Origin of the sequence: Bradyrhizobium sp. 2TAF36 (genome assembly GCF_052114925.1) — a bacterium.
GTDB classification, from domain to species: Bacteria; Pseudomonadota; Alphaproteobacteria; order Rhizobiales; family Xanthobacteraceae; genus Bradyrhizobium; species Bradyrhizobium barranii.
Genome location: NZ_JBFRFR010000112.1, coordinates 1 through 17669, shown reverse-complemented (window position 1 = coordinate 17669; position 17669 = coordinate 1). Strand labels below are relative to the sequence as shown.

Annotated in this window: 20 protein-coding genes and 2 pseudogenes; 9 read left to right on the top strand and 13 right to left on the bottom strand. The window is 60.6% G+C overall.

Annotated elements, in window-relative coordinates; genetic code table 11:
- The coding region (locus AB4Z51_RS40065) for a hypothetical protein (RefSeq protein ID WP_441499310.1) at positions 1 to 186 on the bottom strand (186 nt) is incomplete at its 3' end.
- On the opposite strand from AB4Z51_RS40065, the gene AB4Z51_RS40060 reads away from it, so the two are divergent.
- Positions 178 to 375 carry a DUF6894 family protein gene (locus tag AB4Z51_RS40060; protein WP_441499314.1) on the top strand — a complete coding sequence of 66 codons (198 nt, stop codon included), beginning with the start codon at positions 178 to 180 and terminating at the stop codon, positions 373 to 375. The two genes, AB4Z51_RS40065 and AB4Z51_RS40060, sit on opposite strands and share 9 nt — an antisense overlap.
- Positions 376 to 1094: 719 nt before the next feature.
- On the opposite strand, the gene AB4Z51_RS40055 is transcribed toward AB4Z51_RS40060, so the two are convergent.
- Positions 1095 to 1259 (bottom strand): hypothetical protein, encoded by a 165-nt coding sequence (locus AB4Z51_RS40055; protein WP_167768344.1) that lies wholly within the window; start codon positions 1257 to 1259, stop codon positions 1095 to 1097.
- 862 nt (positions 1260 to 2121) lie between these two features.
- On the opposite strand from AB4Z51_RS40055, the gene AB4Z51_RS40050 reads away from it, so the two are divergent.
- The gene (locus AB4Z51_RS40050; RefSeq protein WP_161495737.1) at positions 2122 to 2298 is read left to right on the top strand and encodes a hypothetical protein; all 177 of its coding nucleotides are present in this window, start codon (positions 2122 to 2124) and stop codon (positions 2296 to 2298) included.
- Between the two features lie 616 nt (positions 2299 to 2914).
- Here the strand turns inward: AB4Z51_RS40050 and AB4Z51_RS40045 are convergent.
- The 7 genes and pseudogenes from AB4Z51_RS40045 to AB4Z51_RS40015 all read right to left on the bottom strand — a co-directional run bounded on the left by AB4Z51_RS40045 (position 2915) and on the right by AB4Z51_RS40015 (position 8941).
- Positions 2915 to 3124, bottom strand: coding sequence for a hypothetical protein (locus tag AB4Z51_RS40045; RefSeq protein ID WP_135217223.1), 210 nt, complete (start codon positions 3122 to 3124; stop codon positions 2915 to 2917).
- 23 nt (positions 3125 to 3147) lie between these two features.
- Positions 3148 to 3469, bottom strand: a pseudogene (locus AB4Z51_RS40040) (hypothetical protein).
- An 89-nt stretch (positions 3470 to 3558) separates the two neighbouring features.
- Positions 3559 to 4011, bottom strand: coding sequence for an Hsp20 family protein (locus AB4Z51_RS40035; RefSeq protein WP_441499309.1), 453 nt, complete (start codon positions 4009 to 4011; stop codon positions 3559 to 3561).
- A 462-nt stretch (positions 4012 to 4473) separates the two neighbouring features.
- Positions 4474 to 5607, bottom strand: a complete 1134-nt coding sequence (locus tag AB4Z51_RS40030) for a sensor histidine kinase (protein WP_244623517.1) — start codon at positions 5605 to 5607, stop codon at positions 4474 to 4476.
- A gap of 558 nt (positions 5608 to 6165) precedes the next feature.
- Positions 6166 to 7014: pseudogene (locus AB4Z51_RS40025) on the bottom strand (excinuclease ABC subunit A); the annotation flags it as partial.
- Positions 7015 to 7448: 434 nt separating this feature from the next.
- Positions 7449 to 8033, bottom strand: a complete 585-nt coding sequence (locus AB4Z51_RS40020; protein WP_441499313.1) for a phosphatase PAP2 family protein — start codon at positions 8031 to 8033, stop codon at positions 7449 to 7451.
- 755 nt (positions 8034 to 8788) lie between these two features.
- On the bottom strand, positions 8789 to 8941 hold the full coding sequence (locus tag AB4Z51_RS40015) for a DUF2934 domain-containing protein (protein WP_135217236.1): 153 nt from the start codon (positions 8939 to 8941) through the stop codon (positions 8789 to 8791).
- A gap of 447 nt (positions 8942 to 9388) precedes the next feature.
- Here AB4Z51_RS40015 and AB4Z51_RS40010 point away from each other — a divergent pair, with 447 nt between their 5' ends.
- The 3 genes from AB4Z51_RS40010 to AB4Z51_RS40000 all read left to right on the top strand — a co-directional run bounded on the left by AB4Z51_RS40010 (position 9389) and on the right by AB4Z51_RS40000 (position 11892).
- Positions 9389 to 9616 (top strand): hypothetical protein, encoded by a 228-nt coding sequence (locus AB4Z51_RS40010; RefSeq protein ID WP_135217235.1) that lies wholly within the window; start codon positions 9389 to 9391, stop codon positions 9614 to 9616.
- 369 nt (positions 9617 to 9985) lie between these two features.
- On the top strand, positions 9986 to 10777 hold the full coding sequence (locus AB4Z51_RS40005) for an alpha/beta fold hydrolase (protein ID WP_441499308.1): 792 nt from the start codon (positions 9986 to 9988) through the stop codon (positions 10775 to 10777).
- A 29-nt stretch (positions 10778 to 10806) separates the two neighbouring features.
- The gene (locus tag AB4Z51_RS40000; RefSeq protein ID WP_441499312.1) at positions 10807 to 11892 is read left to right on the top strand and encodes a sensor histidine kinase; all 1086 of its coding nucleotides are present in this window, start codon (positions 10807 to 10809) and stop codon (positions 11890 to 11892) included.
- A gap of 14 nt (positions 11893 to 11906) precedes the next feature.
- On the opposite strand, the gene AB4Z51_RS39995 is transcribed toward AB4Z51_RS40000, so the two are convergent.
- Positions 11907 to 13082 carry an extracellular catalytic domain type 1 short-chain-length polyhydroxyalkanoate depolymerase gene (locus tag AB4Z51_RS39995; protein WP_135217231.1) on the bottom strand — a complete coding sequence of 392 codons (1176 nt, stop codon included), beginning with the start codon at positions 13080 to 13082 and terminating at the stop codon, positions 11907 to 11909.
- 5 nt (positions 13083 to 13087) lie between these two features.
- Positions 13088 to 13507: a CopG family transcriptional regulator gene (locus AB4Z51_RS39990; protein WP_135217238.1), complete on the bottom strand. Its 420-nt coding sequence runs from the start codon at positions 13505 to 13507 to the stop codon at positions 13088 to 13090.
- A 289-nt stretch (positions 13508 to 13796) separates the two neighbouring features.
- Here AB4Z51_RS39990 and AB4Z51_RS39985 point away from each other — a divergent pair, with 289 nt between their 5' ends.
- Positions 13797 to 14057 carry a hypothetical protein gene (locus AB4Z51_RS39985; protein ID WP_135217230.1) on the top strand — a complete coding sequence of 87 codons (261 nt, stop codon included), beginning with the start codon at positions 13797 to 13799 and terminating at the stop codon, positions 14055 to 14057.
- Between the two features lie 131 nt (positions 14058 to 14188).
- On the opposite strand, the gene AB4Z51_RS39980 is transcribed toward AB4Z51_RS39985, so the two are convergent.
- A complete protein-coding gene (locus tag AB4Z51_RS39980) occupies positions 14189 to 14416 on the bottom strand; it encodes a hypothetical protein (RefSeq protein WP_135217229.1) in 228 nt (75 codons plus the stop codon).
- Positions 14417 to 14466: 50 nt separating this feature from the next.
- A complete protein-coding gene (ku, locus tag AB4Z51_RS39975) occupies positions 14467 to 15396 on the bottom strand; it encodes a non-homologous end joining protein Ku (RefSeq protein ID WP_441499311.1) in 930 nt (309 codons plus the stop codon).
- Positions 15397 to 15928: 532 nt separating this feature from the next.
- Between ku and AB4Z51_RS39970 the strand changes: the two genes are divergently transcribed.
- The 3 genes from AB4Z51_RS39970 to otnC form a co-directional block, all read left to right on the top strand.
- Complete coding sequence (locus AB4Z51_RS39970) at positions 15929 to 16378, top strand: hypothetical protein (protein ID WP_135217018.1); 450 nt, start codon at positions 15929 to 15931, stop codon at positions 16376 to 16378.
- 2 nt (positions 16379 to 16380) lie between these two features.
- On the top strand, positions 16381 to 17103 hold the full coding sequence (locus tag AB4Z51_RS39965) for an SOS response-associated peptidase (RefSeq protein WP_135217015.1): 723 nt from the start codon (positions 16381 to 16383) through the stop codon (positions 17101 to 17103).
- 39 nt (positions 17104 to 17142) lie between these two features.
- Positions 17143 to 17669 (top strand): 3-oxo-tetronate 4-phosphate decarboxylase (otnC, locus tag AB4Z51_RS39960; RefSeq protein WP_441499307.1); only part of this gene is annotated, 527 nt, incomplete at its 3' end.

The window sequence follows — 17669 nt, the reverse complement described above, 5'->3', positions numbered from 1 at the left end:
GTTCTCGCCGCCGCCGGCTATAACTTCGGTCTGCTGCTGCGATGGCTCGCAGAGCTCTTGCGTGTCATCATCCGAGCCTTCTTCGAGACCGTCCCGGCTCGAAACACCGCTTGAGCCGGGCGCCGCCGCCAGTTCTTCACGAACGACTACTTCGACTACCGCAGTCCGGCCGTCGTTATTGATCATGAGGGTATCGATCTTGCGGACCTTAAGGCCGTCGAACGGTTAGCGCGCGAATTATTAGGAGAAACCATCATTTGTGGTGCCGGCACAGGACCTATCGAAGTCGAGGCAAGAGACGAGTTTGGTCCAATACTGCGCATGACCGCTACGATAGAGGTCAAAAGGCGCACCGAACACGGCGGCCGAACGTGATCGCGCTTCGGAAGCGACCATTCTTTTTCCTGACAGGTGCGGGAACATAGCGTAGGCGCCGCAGTGCGCAGGTTCGATTGATCTACATCAACCTCCTGCGCGGAGAGAGCCGCAATCTCGCGAGCGGGGCTTAAGGACTTCATAGAAGGGTTTCTGTCATGCTCCGCTATATTCTCGCTCCTCTTGCCGCTTTCGTTTTGCTCATCGCCTGCTTGATCCCCGATGATGCCGAGGCTCGGCGCGGGGGAGGTGCCTATCGGGGTGGCGGCGGTTACCGCGGCGGTGCGGTCGCAGTTCGAGGACCGCGGGGCGGCGGCGCTGTTGCAGTGCGCGGCACAGGCTACCGGGGCTACGGCTATCGGGGCGGCTATCGCGGCTACGGCTATCGGGGCTACGGTGTCGGAGCGGCAGCGGTAGGCGCGGCTGCCGTTGGCGCTGCTGCGTACCGCCGCAGTTGCTACGATGCGTACGGAAACTATATTTGCGCCTATTAATACGCGACGCGCTAGCGCGGCCCCAGAGCGAGCCCACGGCGCGTATCGGCGTCGGGTCGGCCTTGAGGTCGGGGGCGTCGGCCATCAGGCTGCCGAGCCGCAGGTAGATTGCTTCTGCCGTCAATGGGTCTGTCATATCCGTTCCGCGCTGAAATCAGCGGGAGTGTATTTATATGCCGATCGGTAGACAAAGGGCCGCATGAGCGCCATGGCGGTCAGCCCGCCTCACTCCGGCAAATCCTTGCAGAGCTTGATCACGATCATGACTGTCGAGCCGACTGCAATTATCACCGCGCAGACAAACGGCAACTCCTGGAGCATGCCGACAAGGGCCGCTCGAACACGGAACGATCTTTTCAATTGCGCGAAGCGCAAGCCTGCCACACCCATCGGACATCTCCGTTTGGCCCCCAGCAGCAGCGATCTGATACTCAGCGCGCGAAATGAGGCCCGGCTATTGCCGCTTTGGCTGTTCCCTACATCAAGGTGAACAAACCTTTGCGAAGCCGTGGGTCGGTTCACTTTTGAACTTAGGTGATGCACACCTCGCGGCATTTCGCGCATGCGACCCGAACTATGTCGAACAGACAGATGCTATACGGTGACGGCAGCAATCTCTCTTTCGTCACGGATATTCCAAAGCAGCGCGGAGCGCACCGACGTGAGTGGGCAAAGTACAGTGCGCCTGCTGACGTCGAGCGAAGAGCGGCTCGCCGGACATAGGAACGACGGATGACAGGGAGCGTTTGCGTCGGCTGGCCATTGCACGGGCCAGTAAAGGGCGCCCCGACCCACATTTCCCCCAGCCCTTGTGGGCGGGGCCGTTCCAATCCGTCGCGCATAACGCCCATCACCGCAGCCGATCTTGACGCCCTTGCCGCGCCCCTGTTGGATTGATGCTCCGGCTCGGTGGAGTGGTGTTATGCGTTCTTCCCCGTCAATTGTTCCTGGCTTCGACCGGGACATCTATCTTGTGCTCAATGATTTCGGCGGCATCTGGGCCGGTCCTGGAGCGAGACGGACGAGGAGCACACCGACCGCGAGACGCTCCTGCGCCACCTGATGGAGGGGCAATAACCCCGCCCCATTGTGAGCTTCAACACTGGTGAGGGCTGGTCGCGGGATGCCTCCGAGGACATTGCCGAGGCGCTGCAACAGGGGTGCTCCGTGCGAGGTTCCGCCATCACTTGAGGCGTTCCTCGAAACCCACGGGCGCGGGGCCACCGTCCAACTATCCCTGCTCTGAGCAGCCATGACCCCTTTCGGCCTGGTCATCGTCGCGGTCATCGTCACGCTGTTTGTCGTCGCGTTGGCGACGCCCGCCGGACGGGTCGCCTTAATCGGTCGCGCCCGCGGGATGGTCCTCATGCTGGTCTGGCTCGCACTGCTCGCGCTGCTCGGTACCATGTGGGCGCGGCTCGGCTGGTAATTGGCCTACTTCCTATTCCGGTGGCCTTGCGCACCCGTCTGATGGCCCGCTCCGTAACTGGAACGACGAGACGGCGCGTGCATTGGCGTCCATGGATGATAGTAAGTGGATCGCCATCATGGTCTCGTCGATGCTGCTGCTGGTGGGCGCGGCCGCAGTGCTGGTGTCACGGCCCGAGCTGCTCGGCGCGGTGAGGTGAAGAGCCGGTTCGCGCGCGGCATGGTCGTCATGCTGGGCTGGCTCGCCCTGCTTGGTGCCCTGTGGGCGCGGCTCGGCTGGTAATTGGCCTACTTCCTATTTGCTAGCTGGTCTGGCTCGCCGCCCGCAAGAACGCCATACCGTTCCGAAAGAGAAACAAGTTCCGCCACGTCTTCGCTTTAGGGGGCGGTGCGTTTGTTCCAATGCTCGGCCGCCTACTTAACGGTCGGCGCATTGGGGCCGAAAGCCGAACATTTCTTACATACTACGAATTTTGGATCGATGTTGCTGTTGATTCAAACCTCCGAACCGCTGCAGAAAGGGCAGGGCCGCAGCGGTTGTACAGAAACAGGGAATCCGCGCAGTGGATCGATAGCTGCGCTGTCGCTTGGCTTCCTAGGCATCTTAACGCGAGCGTTTAGACAGACAGTATTTCTGAGCCGATGTCGACGACCTCGATGAAAAGATGATCGACGTCGCTATTGAAGCCGATGAAGTCCCACTTGGCGCCGTCGCCTTGGCAGGTAGCGCCGGCGAAGCGTGCCGCCTGCCACTCAGGATGTTTCGTGCTTGAGCGCACAAGGACCCAATAGAAGCGACCTGGAATCAACTGTGTGACGTCAGTCATGGAATCACTTGCAGACCCCTCGCTCACGCCGCCGCGCGACGCTCGGCCCAGCGCAGACGCATGGGCTTGCCGCCCGGCGGGTTGCGCGGACCGTTCCCGTCTAGCGCGCGTAGCGCTTCCAGAATTTCGTCTATGAGCAGGCGCCTTTAGTCCGTCCGGCGAGCGTAACGCTGGACAGGACGCGATCGCCGAGGCGTCAGAAGCCCATGACGCGAGGATGGCCCGCTTCTCGGCCAGACTCAAATTCGGGTCAGCGACGACCTCGCGCGGATGCGAGAACACCGTGCCGGGGTGAAGAAGAGCATTTAAATCGAAGACGTTATCGTGTGTGGGCGTCGTCCGCATGGCTAAAGCTCCTACCCATCATAAGACGCATTAGGATGGCCGCGCGGGAGCACCCGCGCGGCGGCGATCGGAACCAGGCCGCGGGTTGGTCAGGCGGCCTTGCCTTCGATCTGCTTGACCTGCCCGGCGCTTGCGCCCGCGATGGCGATGCGCCGCGGCTTCATGGCCTCGGGAATCTCGCGTTGAAGCTCGATGACCAACAGACTATTCTCGAAGTGCGCGCCCTTGACCTCAACGTGGTCAGCCAGGGTGAACTGGCGCTTGAATGACCGTGTCGCCATTCCGCGATGCAGGAAGGTCTTCTCGTCCTTCTCGGCCTTATGGCTTTCCAACGTCAGGACATTCTGCTGCACCGTAAGGCCCACCTCGTTCGGTGTGAATCCGGCGAGCGCCACCGAGATTTGGAAGCGGTTCTCGTCGAGCCGCTCGATGTTATACGGGGGATAGGTCTCTTCGGCGGTCCGCTGGACCTCGTCGAGAACGTCAAACAGGTGGTCGACCCCAATGGTCGACTTCCACAGGGGAGTCCAATCATACCTCATAGCCAAATCCTCCAAAGAGCAAGCTGGGTATGAGCTGGCACCGGACACCTTCCGGCGCCCGCCTTGATTGCGGGGCCCCGAAGGCGCCCCGGCCGCCACGTCTGCGGCGTCCAAAAAATCTGTCACGAGCAAAAACGTTTCAAGAGGATGACGAAAAACATTTAGCGCTCTAAACGGGCGGTCTGGTCTAGCGTTGTTGTCGTGAAGGTTACATCCGCTTCTCTGCGGTCGATTGCCGCCTGGGTTCGAAATCAGCGGTGGACGCCAAGTTGGATCGGTGTCCGGTCTGCCCGACAGCCGACATGACACGCGCTCAATCGACCTGCGGCTAAGGGCCACAACCCGACTACCCACCTCGGCGACGATACGGGGCTTTGCTTGGTCCGCAGGTGTACCATCGGCCGACCCGGCCCGCGATAGCTGAGGCCCAGCCTATCCCGTGCCTGCTCAGCAGGTCCCACTTTACATTATCAAAGGGAATGTAAGCGTTGTTGTTGTACCCGCGTCGCTGCTGGTCTGGTTGACGGTACCGCCAATTTGTCTCGCCAGAGAGGTAATCAGCTTAAGGCCCGACCCGTTTTTGTTCGGATGTTGAATGCCGCGACCGTTGTCGGTCACTGTCAATCGGGCCTCGCCGTAGCCGACGCCTCCCACCAAACTTACGCTGATCCTGCCTCCCTCTGCACCGAACGCATGCTTGATGCTGTTCATCGCAGTCTCATTCAAAATGAGGCCAACCGGGAGGGCCCGGTCGATCGCCAATTCGAGCTCGTCGCATTCGACGTCGACTTCAACCTCATCCACCTGATTGCGGATCGCGCTGCAAAGAGCCCGGATGTAATGGGAAAGTCTAACGATCTGCCCCTCTTGGCGAGGGGCAAGCTGATCATGTGCGAGCGAGATGGCGTTGATGCGGCTGGCCACGTGGTCCAGAGCGCGGTGTGATTCTGGATCAAGATAGCGGCGCTTCTGGATGGAAATCGAGGACAGGACGAGTTGAAAATTGTTCTTGACCCGATGTTGCATCTCTCGAAGCAAGATCTGCCCCTTTTTAGCTTCCGCGACCGCAGCCATAAGGCTTGCATGCTCGTCCGGTTGCGCACCGCGACGCAGCACAGCACCTATCAGCGCGGCGGCGGCGGTCAGAAACTCGGTCGTATCCTGGGAGAAGTCTCTCGGCTTTGTACTGTCCACCTCCAGCACGCCCCATGAGGCGCCGCCGATGAGGATCGGGACGTTGCTGACAGCCACAATGCTGTGCTCCGCCAAGAACTCGGAACAAACAAATTCGTTCTGCTCGGCGAAATCTCTGATGCTGACAGGCTCGGCCGTTTGGAAAGCGCGGCCAGGCGGCGAGCGGAGGTCGGCCGACAGCGTGGCGGTGCGGACGGCACCATCCTTCCAGCCGACTCCCGCAATCAACAGAAGATCGGACGTGTCTGGACGATATTGAAGCACCTTAACATGGTCGATTTCCACGGCTCGGGCAATTTGCAGCACCGCTTGGTCCAAGAAGCGTTCTATTCCGGCCTCTTCAACCGAAAGACGACCGATATCGACCAAAATGCGGATATGGCGCCGGAGTTTGTCCAGCACATCGCCCTCAGTTTGTTCGGCCGGGTGGTCCTCCATTCGTTTCTAACATCGGGCCTCATGAATTGTGCCTAAGCGCGAGACCGTACAATAGGAACGAAACAGGGAACCTCCGCTCCAATGCGGGTTTGGTTCTCCCGACAAAACAGCGAGAGCGAAAATGGAAAACAGTGGCGTCGGAATGCTACTCGGCGATACCTCAGTGACGGCACTCTGGATGATGTTTATCGGCGCCTTCATCTTGGGTGGCACAATTCGCACGTTCTGCGCTGTCGACGATGATTTTAGGTAGCAACTCCAACCAACAAACGTCTAACTGGCGATCTTCCTGACCACTGCTCAACGGCGTCAGTCTGAGAACAATCAGCCCTCCGCTCGTTGTGCTCTCTGCGGCGACTACACAGGCGTTCATGCCTTGATTTTCGCGAGACTTTCTTGAAGCGAACCTTCGGCCATTGATAAGCCGTATCGCTGGAGCAAGTTGAATGCTCTAGCACTAACAGTATTACTAGCAGTTCGTGGTGGACGCTTTGCGAGAGGAAGAGTACGAGGTCATCCATGCGGCTGCAGTCCCGCAGAGGGCTCATCCAGGACATAGACCACTCCGAACAGATTAGAGCGGACCTGCGTCGCCAATCGAAGCCGCTGTAGCTCGCCTGGCGACAGCGTCGGCGTGCTGCGTTCGGGCGTCAAATAGCCAAGACCGAGATCAAGTAGCACTTCAAGGCGTGCCGACATGTCCTCCGTTATCCGTTGCACCACGAGAGCCTTCTCAGGATGGCCGACGAATTGATTCCTTTTCTTGTCGAGATGCCCGCCGAGCAACAAGCGGAGCTGGTTCAACGGCAGTCGCGAAACCTCGGCAATGTCCATTCCGGCGAAAGTGACGGACAGCGGTTCGGGTTTAAGCCGCTTCCCCTTGCAGACTGGGCAATTTGAGCTCGACAGAAATTGCGCCACCCGGCGTTTCATCATAGCGCTCTGCGTCGTGGCGAACGTCTGCAGCACGTATTTGCGCGCGCCGGTAAAAGTACCTTGATAGCTCGGCTCCTCCTTCCGCTTCAGTGCCCGCCTCGTCTCGGCAGGCGTATAACCCGCGTAGACCGGCACCGTCGGCTGCTCGTCAGTGAACAGGATCCAGTCCCGATCTTTCTTGGGCAATTCGCGCCACGGCTTGTCTACGTCGTAGCCGAGGGTGACGAGAATATCGCGCAGGTTTTGGCCTTGCCAGGCGCTTGGCCACGCGGCTACGGCCCGCTCTCGGATGGTCAGCGTATCGTCGGGAACGAGCTGGCGTTCGTCGACAGCATGGACTCGGCCAATGCCATGGCAATTGAGACAAGCGCCCTCGGGCGTGTTGGGCGAGAACGACTCCGCATATAGCAACGGTTGATGCTGCGGATAGGCGCCGACGACGAGCAAGTCCTGTTCGGCGAACGGGCATTGATGGCCGGTACTGGCGGGCAGGATCGCGACGTCGCCAGCCTTCAGCGTGAATATCCGGCCCTTGTTGCCGCCGAAGCGTACCCGGCCCTTGCCGCGGGCGATGCCAAGCAGCTCATGAATTCGGGAGTGATAATGCACGTAGCTGTAGATGCCGTCGCGCCAAGTGTCGCCCCAGCTGTTGGCCTCGAAGAGATCCTCCATCACGGCCGCCGGGTCGTGCCCGTCGCCAAAATCGCGGCGCCACGGTAGATGATGAACGGCCATCGCAAGTGATTGGGTACGAGCCGTCATCCTTGAAGCGGACCGTGTGAGGCTTCCGGGCACAAGCGAGTTCCGGAGCTTCCTTCCTGCCTGGACGGCGCAGGCCGGTCGCGCGCTGCATGTATTCCTTGACGTTCTCAAAAATGGACACGGTCGCTCTTCTCCGATGTCCAAAGCGGATAGCCGGTCCACAAGCGCAGCAGCCGCTCTATGATCGCACCCAGCGCGAAGCCCGCGACCACGTCGCTAGCCCAGTGCGCCAGCACGACTATCCGCGTCAGGGAAAGGGCGATCACTAAGGCTCGGATCATTCTCCGCGGGAGAGGCGTTAAAGTGCCGGCGGCGGAGGCCAGCGCGCCCATATGGAGGGCGTGTCCCGAGGGAAACGCGTCATCGCGCTTTCCGGAAAATGAGACCCCGTGCATGTGACCCAGCACAGTCTTGCGGTCCGGGCGGGTCTGATCGAATACCGACTTCATACCATGAGGCATCAGCGAGACCACGACCGTAACGAGCAGCGCATGATTGCCCGCCCGCTGCAGCTGCTCCGACCTACCACGCGTCGCAAACCAGCCGACGGTCGCGAGCGCCAGAAGGATTTTCTCGTCGGCGCCCCAAGTCAGCCCGCGCGAGACCATCTCGGTACGATGATTGGTGTTGCGCGACACGGTCCGCGCGATCACCACGTCGGGCTTCGTGGGTTTGACCCTGACTGCTGCCATCACCTCGTCACCTCTGCGATCTGCCACCGTTAACTCCGGTGCAGGTTCCAAGTTCATTGTGCTGTCATCGCGAGGTGTTTCACCGCGCGGCAAGGTGACTTGTGCGGCACCGATACGCAGGTCGTGCAGTTGTTTGGCGCCCGCTTATCGGGTGACGCTCCGGATAGAGTGAGCGCGCCGGATCATGTCCATCAGCCTGATGGTTTCTTCTTAAAGAGCGCTCTCAGCTGCTCCCACTTGGCCTCGATCCACCTCAGAGCCATGAGAAGAGGCTTCTGAAGAATAGGGATGTCCTGTGCGATAAGAAGAAGGCCTAGAGGCAGCATCCAGAGGCCGAAGATAGGCAGAAAGCTGAAGACGCCTCCTAGGATGAGCAACCCGGCGACAACGACACGGACCCAAAACGAGGATGGTTCTCGTAGCCACAGAATGAAGGCCGACACCTTCGTAGGCACCCGTCGCCGGAACAATTCAAAGTATCTATCCAATTCCGCTTTGACAGAAGCCATTAACTCGATCATCTCTCTATCAGGGTGCCGCAACCCTCCGAACAAGCGCTTGAACCGCGACTAAATAAAAAGATCTGTACGGAAAGCGTTCCAAACCCTTTGGCTTCCCGATGGGGATGACGGACGATCCGTCTGCGGCCAGTCCGTTGCCGGTTTGTGTTTTCGAAAGACCGCCCGCCAAATTACCTAAGCGTCGCGCAGGACAGATGATAGCCGGGAACGCGGGTATGACGGGTAGCTCCTCGCCTAAAGCGTATCCGGTGTGCGTCGAGGTGAGCCTTGATCCTCGTTGAGCAATTCCTGTTCGGCCAAGCGCCAAAAGTCTTCTCGGCCCTCCGGCTTGCCTGCCTGCTCCCACAACTCGTAGGCGCGGGCCGCAACGGCTTCATCGATCCGCATATCATGGGCCTTCTTCAGCCCAACTAGGGGCAATCGGAGTGGTTACTAATCCGGTCATCCCCCCATAAGCCTGCCTGTGAACCAAAGAAGCCTCTTGTTCAGGCCGTCGCGCTGTTTTGCCGACTCTGTGTTGCGCTCCAACTGCGTACGCACTGTAACAGCGACGAATCGGACGTCGACAAATTGAATCCCGGTTCCGTCGTGTAAGTTGCTTATGCGTCAGTCTCGACGGCTTATGTCGATCGCCCCGAACGGTGACGAGACCGTCTATTTGGTCGCAGACGACTTCGGCCGCTGTTCTTCGGAAGAACGCCCTCATTCGGCGTCGGCCGCCGTCGTGGCGCAGAGCCACCATAGGTGCGGCTGCCTAAATTGCCTGTGCGGGCGCCACGAATCGGAGAGCACGGAGACGCAAGGAACTCGCCAAGCTCAGGGTCGTTTCCTCGCATGAGTAAGCCCCTGCCCGTTATCATGGAAAACTCGATCCAGATCGCCTGGGATTACCTGGAGCGGACGGGCAACCTCGGTGATCCCGAGGTTGCGAGCAAGGTGCTGCTGGAGTCGGTGGAAGCAATGGTTAGGCGTTGTGAACACCGTGTCTTGATGCTCTCGAACACAGCCATCAGCGATTACAAGAGATTGTGTGCCGACTGTTCGTTGGAGTTAGTCACCTGATAGATCCCGACTGCCAGATCTGCTTTGGGCTGGGCTGGGTGTGCGAGAACCACCCTTTCCAAGCTTGGAATGAGAAGGGCTGTCAATGCGGCGCCGGAATGCCGTGCGAATGTCAGCAGGCCGAGGGGCTCGAACAACCAGACTTTTCAAAGGTCATACCTCGGCCGCCAGGATGACAGCCGGTAGGGCCACAACTCGGTTTGTAGATGCACTCAACGACGGCAAGGAGACCTGGCCAGCGTCAGTCGGATCGAACTGGTCCGTCGAACAGCGATAAATGACAGGGTTCCGCGCTAAGGACTCGCAAGCTCGACCTGATCCCGGATAAGGTGCAGATGCGGCATCGCGCCGTAATTTCCGAGGTATTCGATGTCAGGCGTAATCGAGCGGAACAACGTGAATGTTCGAGGAGCCGGGGACCGGGCTATCGTGTTCGGTCACGGGTTCGGCTGCGACCAAAACATGTGGCGGATCGTGGCTCCGGCGTTCGAGAACGACTTCGAGACGGTAACGTTCGATCAGGTCGGCGCAGGCGGGTCGGATCTCGCCGCCTACGATAAGACCAAATACTCCAGCCTATCGGGGTATGCCGATGACCTTGTCGAAATCGGGCGCGAACTCGAACTGGAGGATGCCATCTTCGTCGGCCACTCCGTCAGCAGCATGATCGGCGTACTTGCCGCTCAGAAGGCTCCCGGCATGTTCGGCAAGCTGGTCCTAGTAGGCCCCTCTGCCCGGTACATCGACGATTACGAATACGTCGGCGGCTTCAGTGCCGCGCAGATCGAGGAATTGCTGCAGTTCCTTGAGTCCAACCACATGGGCTGGTCGACCCAGATGGCGCCCGCAATCATGGGCAATCCCGACCGGCCCGAACTCGGCGAAGAACTGACGAACAGCTTCTGCCGAACCGATCCGGAGATCGCCAAGGCGTTCGCCCGAGTCACGTTCACCTCCGACAACCGCAAGGACCTGGCCGGCGTCGCCGTTCCAACGCTGATCCTCCAGTGCAAGGAGGACATCATCGCGTCGCTTGAGGTCGGCGAGTTCGTCCACCGCAACATCCCGGGCAGCCGGATGACCGTCCTCGACGCGACCGGACACTGTCCGAATCTCAGCGCCCCTAAAGAGATGGTCGACGCCATGAGAACGTTCGTCTAGTGAGCGTCGCCGGTCTCGACTTCGACGACATGATCGAAAATGCTCCGTGCGGCTACATCACGCTGCGCGCCGACACGCGCATCGAGCACGTGAACCGGACGTTCCTCGCATGGACCGGTCACGACGCGGACGCGATGCTCGGGAAGCGCTTCAGTGATTTCCTCACCTTTCCCGGGCGTATCTATTTCGAAACCCATATCGCGCCCCTACTCCGGATGCAGGGTTTCTTCAACGAGTTCGCGATCGACATGCTTACGGCCGCGGGCGATCCGCTGCAGATCATCGCGAACGCCAATGAGCGCCGCGATCCGAACGGGAACGCGCTGGGCATCCGCATCGCGCTGATCAAGGCGACCGACCGGCGCCGGTACGAAACGGAGCTTCTGTCGGCCAAGGATCTGGCCGTGACGGCGGAAAAGGCCACGCAGGAGGTGCTGCGGCTGGAAAATGAGACGTCGCGGTTTCGCGAACAATTCATCGCCGTTCTCGGTCACGATCTGCGCAATCCGCTCGCCTCGATTAGCGCCGGCGCCCGTATCCTCGATCGGACGGTACAGAGCGAACAGGAGCACCGGGTCACCGCGATGCTGCAGTCGACCGTCATGAGCGCGATGATCGACAACGTGCTGGACTTCGCGCGTGGCAGGCTGGGCGGTGGCATCACCCTGCGGCGCGACCCCCGAAAGCCACTCCAACCTGAACTCGAGCAGGTCGTAGACGAACTGCGTATGGGATCGCCCGGGAGGGAAATCCTTGCGGACTTCGCGATCGACCGGCCGGTTGATTGCGACCGGACGCGTGTTGGTCAGCTACTCTCCAACCTTCTAGGCAACGCCTTGACGCATGGCACCTCTAACCAGCCGATCGTCGTTCACGCCGAAACGCACGGCGGTTCTTTCGAGCTCTGGGTCGCAAATGCCGGCGAGCCTATACCGGAAGCGGCGATGGAGAAGCTGTTCGAGCCGTTCTTTCGTGCCGAGGCCCGCGCAAGCAGGCAAGGACTCGGATTGGGGCTATATATCGCTTCTCAGATCGCGAAGGCGCATGACGGCTCTTTGACCGTCTCGTCGTCGCCGAAGGAGACGCGCTTCACATTCACGATGCCGTCGGAGTAGCTCCGCTTCAAGATTCATCCGGCGTGCGGATGCTCCAGAAAGAATCGCAGCATTTCCTTCGTGGCATCCGGCCCCTCTGCGTCCGTATAGGATCCGGCGGGGCTCCCTCCGGACCAAGCGTGGCCGGCACCGTGGATGTTCCAGTGCTCCAAAATCTCCCGCTGGCCGTCGACGTGGGTCGTTCGGGTATATCCATGCCCTCCCGGAATTTGCCCGCGATGCACTTTCTTCTGCGTCTTGGTCGCTCCGATAGTCTGTTCGACGACCTGGGCGCCATTGCCTGGATGCACGGTGGTGTCGCGATCGCCGTGAAAAACAATGGTCGGGATCCTCGGGCCGGTCGCCGCAGGACGAGCGCCTTTGCCCCCTTGCCGCATGGCGGTGAACGCCGAGGGCATATCGGTAGCGGCTCCGCAAGGGAGGCCGGAATGGATCCCGACCGCAGCATATAGATCGCTATAGGTGGCTCCCATGATTGCTGCAGCGGCGCCTCCAGCCGAGAGGCCGGCGACGAAGACGCGCTTTGGATCGATTAAGTAGTCACGCATGACTTGGCGAGTGATGCCGGCGATCAGCGAGGGCTCGCCTTCGTCGCGGCGCTGGTCAGTCGCGCGAAACCAGTTCCAGCACTTGGACGGATTAGCGCCGCCATGCTGTGCCGGATAGACCACCAGGCAGTTCTGTTCTTCCGCGATGAAGTTCATTCTGGTGCCGGCTGCGAAATCGTCCGGCGACTGAGTGCAGCCATGCAGCATGACGACCAGCGGGTGCGGTTGACCTCGTTGGTAGCCGCTGGGGATGAACAGCTTGTAGCTCCGGCTTCCGGCCTCGTTGCTGTAGTTGCCGTCGATAAACTTCGTTCCTTCCGGCGCGATGTCGGTGATCGAAGCAGGCGCGTGCTTGGCACCCCGCAGACCCAGCCAGGTGCCGTCCTTGGCCCGATCGAACAGCGGCCGGTGCAAACGTGCCGTGGTAGCCGGAGCTTTGAGGTCGGCCCAGCCGAGGCGGCTAGACTTGAGGTCAATGGTGGGCGGAACGCCGTCTGGAAGGCCGACGAGCTGCGGGACGAGCGATGCCGCAGCGGGCGCATGCTCGCCTTTGAACATGCGCTGCAGCAGCGCCGTGGCTTCGGTCAGTTGCCCCGCTCGCGTCAACCGCGTGGCTTCGCGCAGCGTGTCGTGATTCAACATCGTGTTCACCTTGTTCTGTCGGCGAGAGCGGCCTTGACCGCGGGGGTGGCATGGAGGGCTCCGAGCACGGAAACCGAGCCGATAGTTGAGCGGGCGAGTTCGGCCGTGACGTCCTGCGCGATGCTGGCAAGGCCAAGCACATTGATGTGCAGCATCTCGCCGGCTCGCTGCGCCGCTTCGAGATCCGCGCGCGTGTAATTCCGGAGGCCGAGATCCAAGCCTTTACGGGCGGTAGATTGCTTGACCACGTCGGCGTGACGCTCGAGCTGATTGCGGATCGCCGTCCGGATGAAATCCGTGCGGTTCGAATAGAACCCGTCCTTCACCATCAGATCGACGTGGCCCAGATCGACGAAGCCGAGATTGATGGTGATCTTTTCGGTTTCCGGAGGCTTGGGCCTCAATTCTTGAATATTCCAGGGCATCGCCATCCACTTGCCATCTGCATGGATGGTATATGGATGGAGCGCTGCCCTTACAAGAGGGGTACGTGGTGGAACTTCTGGAGAAATTATGTCCGAAGTGATCTCCCGACCCGCAAAGAACATGGCGCGACGAAGCTGACCGCCAAGGAAGGCTGATTGCCTGCGCTGATGCACAGTCGGGTGGAACAGGTGGACGGTCGTCCGCCCTGCCAATTCTGAATCCCTGTCCCGTGCTAACCGGCCGGAACGACCGAGGGGCGGATGAATTCGTCCGGGCAGGAGCGACGAGATGCTGACGACGAAACAGAGACAATCGGCGATCCGAACGCTACGAGGCTGGGCGCTCGCCGTATTGCAAGAGGCCGGCGCAATCCGCGAATGCGAGGCGCACGGCTGGGCGCAGGATCGTGCCGATCCTCATGCCCGAGAACGCGCCTTTGACATCGCCCGCCTGGATCCGCCGCCTGGTGTCTCACCGGAGGAGGCCGTCACGGAGATCGGCGACGTGCTCGGATCAATTGGCGACACTTGCCCGGAATGCACGCCCTAACACTGAGCGCGCAAGCGGGCGCACGCGCCGGGTTCGCCGCGCCGAGATCGCCAGATCATATAAGCCCAGCGAGATCCGGTAGGTCTTCAGCTTTGTGGGCATGGCCTGCAACGCGGTCGTCACGTTAGATCTCAACGCCGACGTGCGAACCAAACTCCCAGCACAAAAGCCGCCAAGAGCGAGCGCAACGGCGCCTCCACCGTCACCTTCCGGAGCCGCTCGGCCAATTCCTCCGCCGAGCGTCCGAGGTCCACTTGCTTCTTCGTCCCGGGCTTTTCCCGAAAAGGATTCTCAAGACCGTGCTGATCGTTCGTCAGCCCGGAGGCTTCTGTCATCGCCGCGGTTTCGCTTGCATCCATACACTCCTCCTACGTCTGCCAAAGCAAGCGTCCTCAGGACCTATCGGTTCCTAAGCCGACTTCCGCCGTGCTCCGACCGCCGGCTTCTTTACGGCCGCTTCCTTTACCGGCTTCTTGCCGGCGATCGGCATCAGCATCTCCTTCTGACCCGCCGTGGCCTTCTTCGCCTTCTTGGCCGGCTTTTTCGGTGCCTTGGTCTCGGCCGCGGCGCCGCCGACGCTCTTCCGCAGCGCGTCCATCAGATCGACGACGTTCTCGCCCCTCGGCCGTTCTTTCGGAGTGATCGGCTTCCCCGCGCGCTTCTGGTTGACCAGGTCGACCAGCGCGGTCTCGTAGTGATCCTCGAATTTCTCGGGGTCGAACGTGCCCGTCTTCTGGTTGACGATGTGCCTTGCGAGGTCGAGCATGTCCTTGGTGACTTTGACGTCCTGGATCTCGTCGAAGTACTCCTGCTCGGAGCGGACCTCGTAGGGGTAGCGCAGCAGCGTACCGACGAGACCCTTCTCCAACGGCTCGAGCGCGATAATGTGCTCGCGGTTGGTGAGAACCACGCGGCCGATCGCCACTTTGTCCATCTCCCGGATAGTCTCCCTGATCACTGCGAAGGCGTCGTGACCGACCTTGCCGTCGGGACGCAGGTAGTACGGCCGGATCAGATAACGAGGGTCTATGTCGGCCTTGTCGACGAACTCGTCGATTTCGATGGTCCGCGTCGACTCCAGCGCCAGCTCCTCGAGCTCCTCCTTGGTGACCTCGATGTACTGTCCTTTGTCGAGTTCGTAGCCCTTGACGATGTCTTCGTTCGCCACCTCGTCACCGGTATCGGCGTCGACCTTCACGTACTTGATCCGGTGACCGGTCGCTCGATTGAGCTGATTGAACGAGATCTTCTCGGATTCCGATGTCGCCGGGTAGAGAGCCACCGGACAGGTGACGAGCGACAGACGCAAGAAGCCTTTCCAGTTGGCGCGCGGGGCCAKGGTACGCAGAACTCCAGTTTGGGCGGCTTGGATTCAAGACGAACGGCAAGGCATGGTTCCGACAGCATAGACGACCCTCGGAGAGGATATTTTTGACGCCGGGTCTCGACCCCAATGTTCATGTTATGTTCTATGTGGGCATAATGGACCGACCCGCGAGCTGGCGCATGACCGACACCTAAGCAGACACGCGCCGCAGAAGCCCGGATTGGCCCCCGACGCGGATTTACCGGCGGAATACTGGCAGGCGCTCCTGGAGGATCCGCGTGCCGAGGCTCGGCCGCCACCGGCCGGAGCGTCGCTCCACCTGAGGAAGACCAACATATTCTGAGAGTCGGATGCCGCCGCTGTGCGAGAATCGTCGAGATTCAGAAGGTTGACGCCGTCCGCCTCTATGGTCCGGACGCACTTTGGAAAGATGTCGGTCATCGGTTGCTGGACAATACCTGCACCCAACGAACCGGTCGTCATGAAGAAGACGGCTGCTGGCCTGCGTTTGAATAGTCGCTGGCGTCCGGAGCTGGATGCTACCATGGCACCGAAGCATCACCCAACGCCCCTGAGCGGCGGCGACCGCAAAGCGCTCGCCAAGGAGCTCGGCCGGGCACGTGCGATGACTACGATTCTGGCGGCTCAAGCCGCCGAGACCCGAGCGAAGGGCGAGGCCCTGATCAGGCAGGCCGACAAACTACTCTGCGAGTCTTGGAACGAGCGCATGTGGGCCGACGGCGGCCCGATTGATCCGTCGCCGGCGCTCGACCAGGCAGTTAACGGCGGCTACCCATGGCTTGAGATCGAGTGCGCCCGCTGCAAGTCGAAGCGCGACGTCGATCTGGCCACGCTGCGGCACCCGCCGACCACGCTCATCCACGACCTAGCGAGTCGGCTCCGATGCAGCAAATGCGCCAAGGCTAATCGCCGCCCGGCGGCCACGCTGCTACAATTGGCGCAGCGCCCTCGCCAGGCCGCTGCGGAGACCTGACGATGTGTAACCTCTGCTCGATCACCACCAACCAGGCCGCCATCAGCGCGCTGTTCCGCGTGGTCAATCGTTATGTCGGCAACCTCGCGCCGATGCCTGGCGTGTTTCCAGACTACAAGGCGCCGATCGTCCGCGCCGGCGCCGACTGCCGCGAGCTTACGACTGCCCGATGGGGCATGCCGTCTTCATCCAAGGCGCTCATGGACGCAACGAAGAAGCGCGCCGAGAAACTACAAGCCAAGGGCAAGGAGGTCGACTTCAAGGAATTGCTCCGGATGGAGCCCGACGGCGGGACGACCAACATCCGCAACGTGAAGAGCAAACACTGGACGCGCTGGTTGGGTCCGGAGCACCGGTGCGTGGTGCCGTTCAACAGCTTCAGCGAGTTCAACAAGGCCGAGGGCGGCGACATCTGGTTCGCGCTCGACGAGACCCGCCCGCTGGCTTGCTTCGCCGGCATCTGGACCAATTGGACGTCGGTCAGGAAGGTCAAGGAAGGCGAGACCACCAATGACCTCTATGCGTTCCTGACGACAGAGGCGAATGCGAAGGTTTTCGCCATCCACCCAAAGGCGATGCCCGTAATCCTGACAACGCCCGAAGAGGTCGAGATCTGGATGACCGCACCGGCGGATGAAGCGCTCGAACTGCAGAGGCCGTTGCCGGACGGTGCGCTTAGGATCGTCGCCCGCGGCGTGAAGGAAGACCCAGTGCCGGCTGAGTAGCCTGGGCAACCAAGGTTAGCTTCCGGCGACGAAGCTAACATGCTCATTAGCGTCGCAGTCTCGGACGGCATACTTATCACGCCAACGAATTCCTGCCTCGGACTTCTCGACCCCGCCAGGATCGCCAAACTGGATTCAAGAGGCAATCATGTTTCCGGCGACAAACCCTCAAAGGAAGTGTTTCTACACACGGCATTCTACGAGACGCGCGCCCGAACAGGAGCTGTTGTACACCTGCATTCGCCATTCGCTACAGCGATATCGTGCCAATCTGCGATCGATCCGGACGACTGCATTAAACCGATTACACCATACGTCGTTATGCGCGTCGGCCGTGTGAAACGCTTGCCCTATGTAAAGCCCGGAGATCCCGCCATGGGCACCATGATACATGCGTTGAAAGGAGCAGTGAGTGCGGTTCTGCTCGCAAACCATGGTCCCGTTGTAGCTGGTCCGGATCTACGAAGCGCCGTATTCGCCGCGGAGGAGCTGGAGGAAACTGCGAAGCTGATGCACATCTTAAAGAACGTGCCGCACAACGTTCTAGACGAGGCTCAGATAGAGGA

Excerpts from the sequence above, each read along its gene's own strand:
- AB4Z51_RS40010 (WP_135217235.1), top strand. The coding sequence starts at position 9,389 with ATGAGTAAGCCCCTGCCCGTTATCATGGAAAACTCGATCCAGATCGCC.
- AB4Z51_RS40035 (WP_441499309.1), bottom strand. The coding sequence starts at position 4,011 with ATGAGGTATGATTGGACTCCCCTGTGGAAGTCGACCATTGGGGTCGAC.
- AB4Z51_RS40055 (WP_167768344.1), bottom strand. The coding sequence starts at position 1,259 with ATGGGTGTGGCAGGCTTGCGCTTCGCGCAATTGAAAAGATCGTTCCGT.
- AB4Z51_RS39995 (WP_135217231.1), bottom strand. The coding sequence starts at position 13,082 with ATGTTGAATCACGACACGCTGCGCGAAGCCACGCGGTTGACGCGAGCG.
- AB4Z51_RS39980 (WP_135217229.1), bottom strand. The coding sequence starts at position 14,416 with ATGGATGCAAGCGAAACCGCGGCGATGACAGAAGCCTCCGGGCTGACG.
- AB4Z51_RS40015 (WP_135217236.1), bottom strand. The coding sequence starts at position 8,941 with ATGCGGATCGATGAAGCCGTTGCGGCCCGCGCCTACGAGTTGTGGGAG.
- AB4Z51_RS39990 (WP_135217238.1), bottom strand. The coding sequence starts at position 13,507 with ATGCCCTGGAATATTCAAGAATTGAGGCCCAAGCCTCCGGAAACCGAA.
- AB4Z51_RS40005 (WP_441499308.1), top strand. The coding sequence starts at position 9,986 with ATGTCAGGCGTAATCGAGCGGAACAACGTGAATGTTCGAGGAGCCGGG.
- AB4Z51_RS39970 (WP_135217018.1), top strand. The coding sequence starts at position 15,929 with ATGGCACCGAAGCATCACCCAACGCCCCTGAGCGGCGGCGACCGCAAA.
- AB4Z51_RS39985 (WP_135217230.1), top strand. The coding sequence starts at position 13,797 with ATGCTGACGACGAAACAGAGACAATCGGCGATCCGAACGCTACGAGGC.
- AB4Z51_RS40050 (WP_161495737.1), top strand. The coding sequence starts at position 2,122 with ATGACCCCTTTCGGCCTGGTCATCGTCGCGGTCATCGTCACGCTGTTT.
- AB4Z51_RS39965 (WP_135217015.1), top strand. The coding sequence starts at position 16,381 with ATGTGTAACCTCTGCTCGATCACCACCAACCAGGCCGCCATCAGCGCG.
- AB4Z51_RS40000 (WP_441499312.1), top strand. The coding sequence starts at position 10,807 with ATGATCGAAAATGCTCCGTGCGGCTACATCACGCTGCGCGCCGACACG.
- AB4Z51_RS40045 (WP_135217223.1), bottom strand. The coding sequence starts at position 3,124 with ATGACTGACGTCACACAGTTGATTCCAGGTCGCTTCTATTGGGTCCTT.
- AB4Z51_RS40020 (WP_441499313.1), bottom strand. The coding sequence starts at position 8,033 with ATGGCAGCAGTCAGGGTCAAACCCACGAAGCCCGACGTGGTGATCGCG.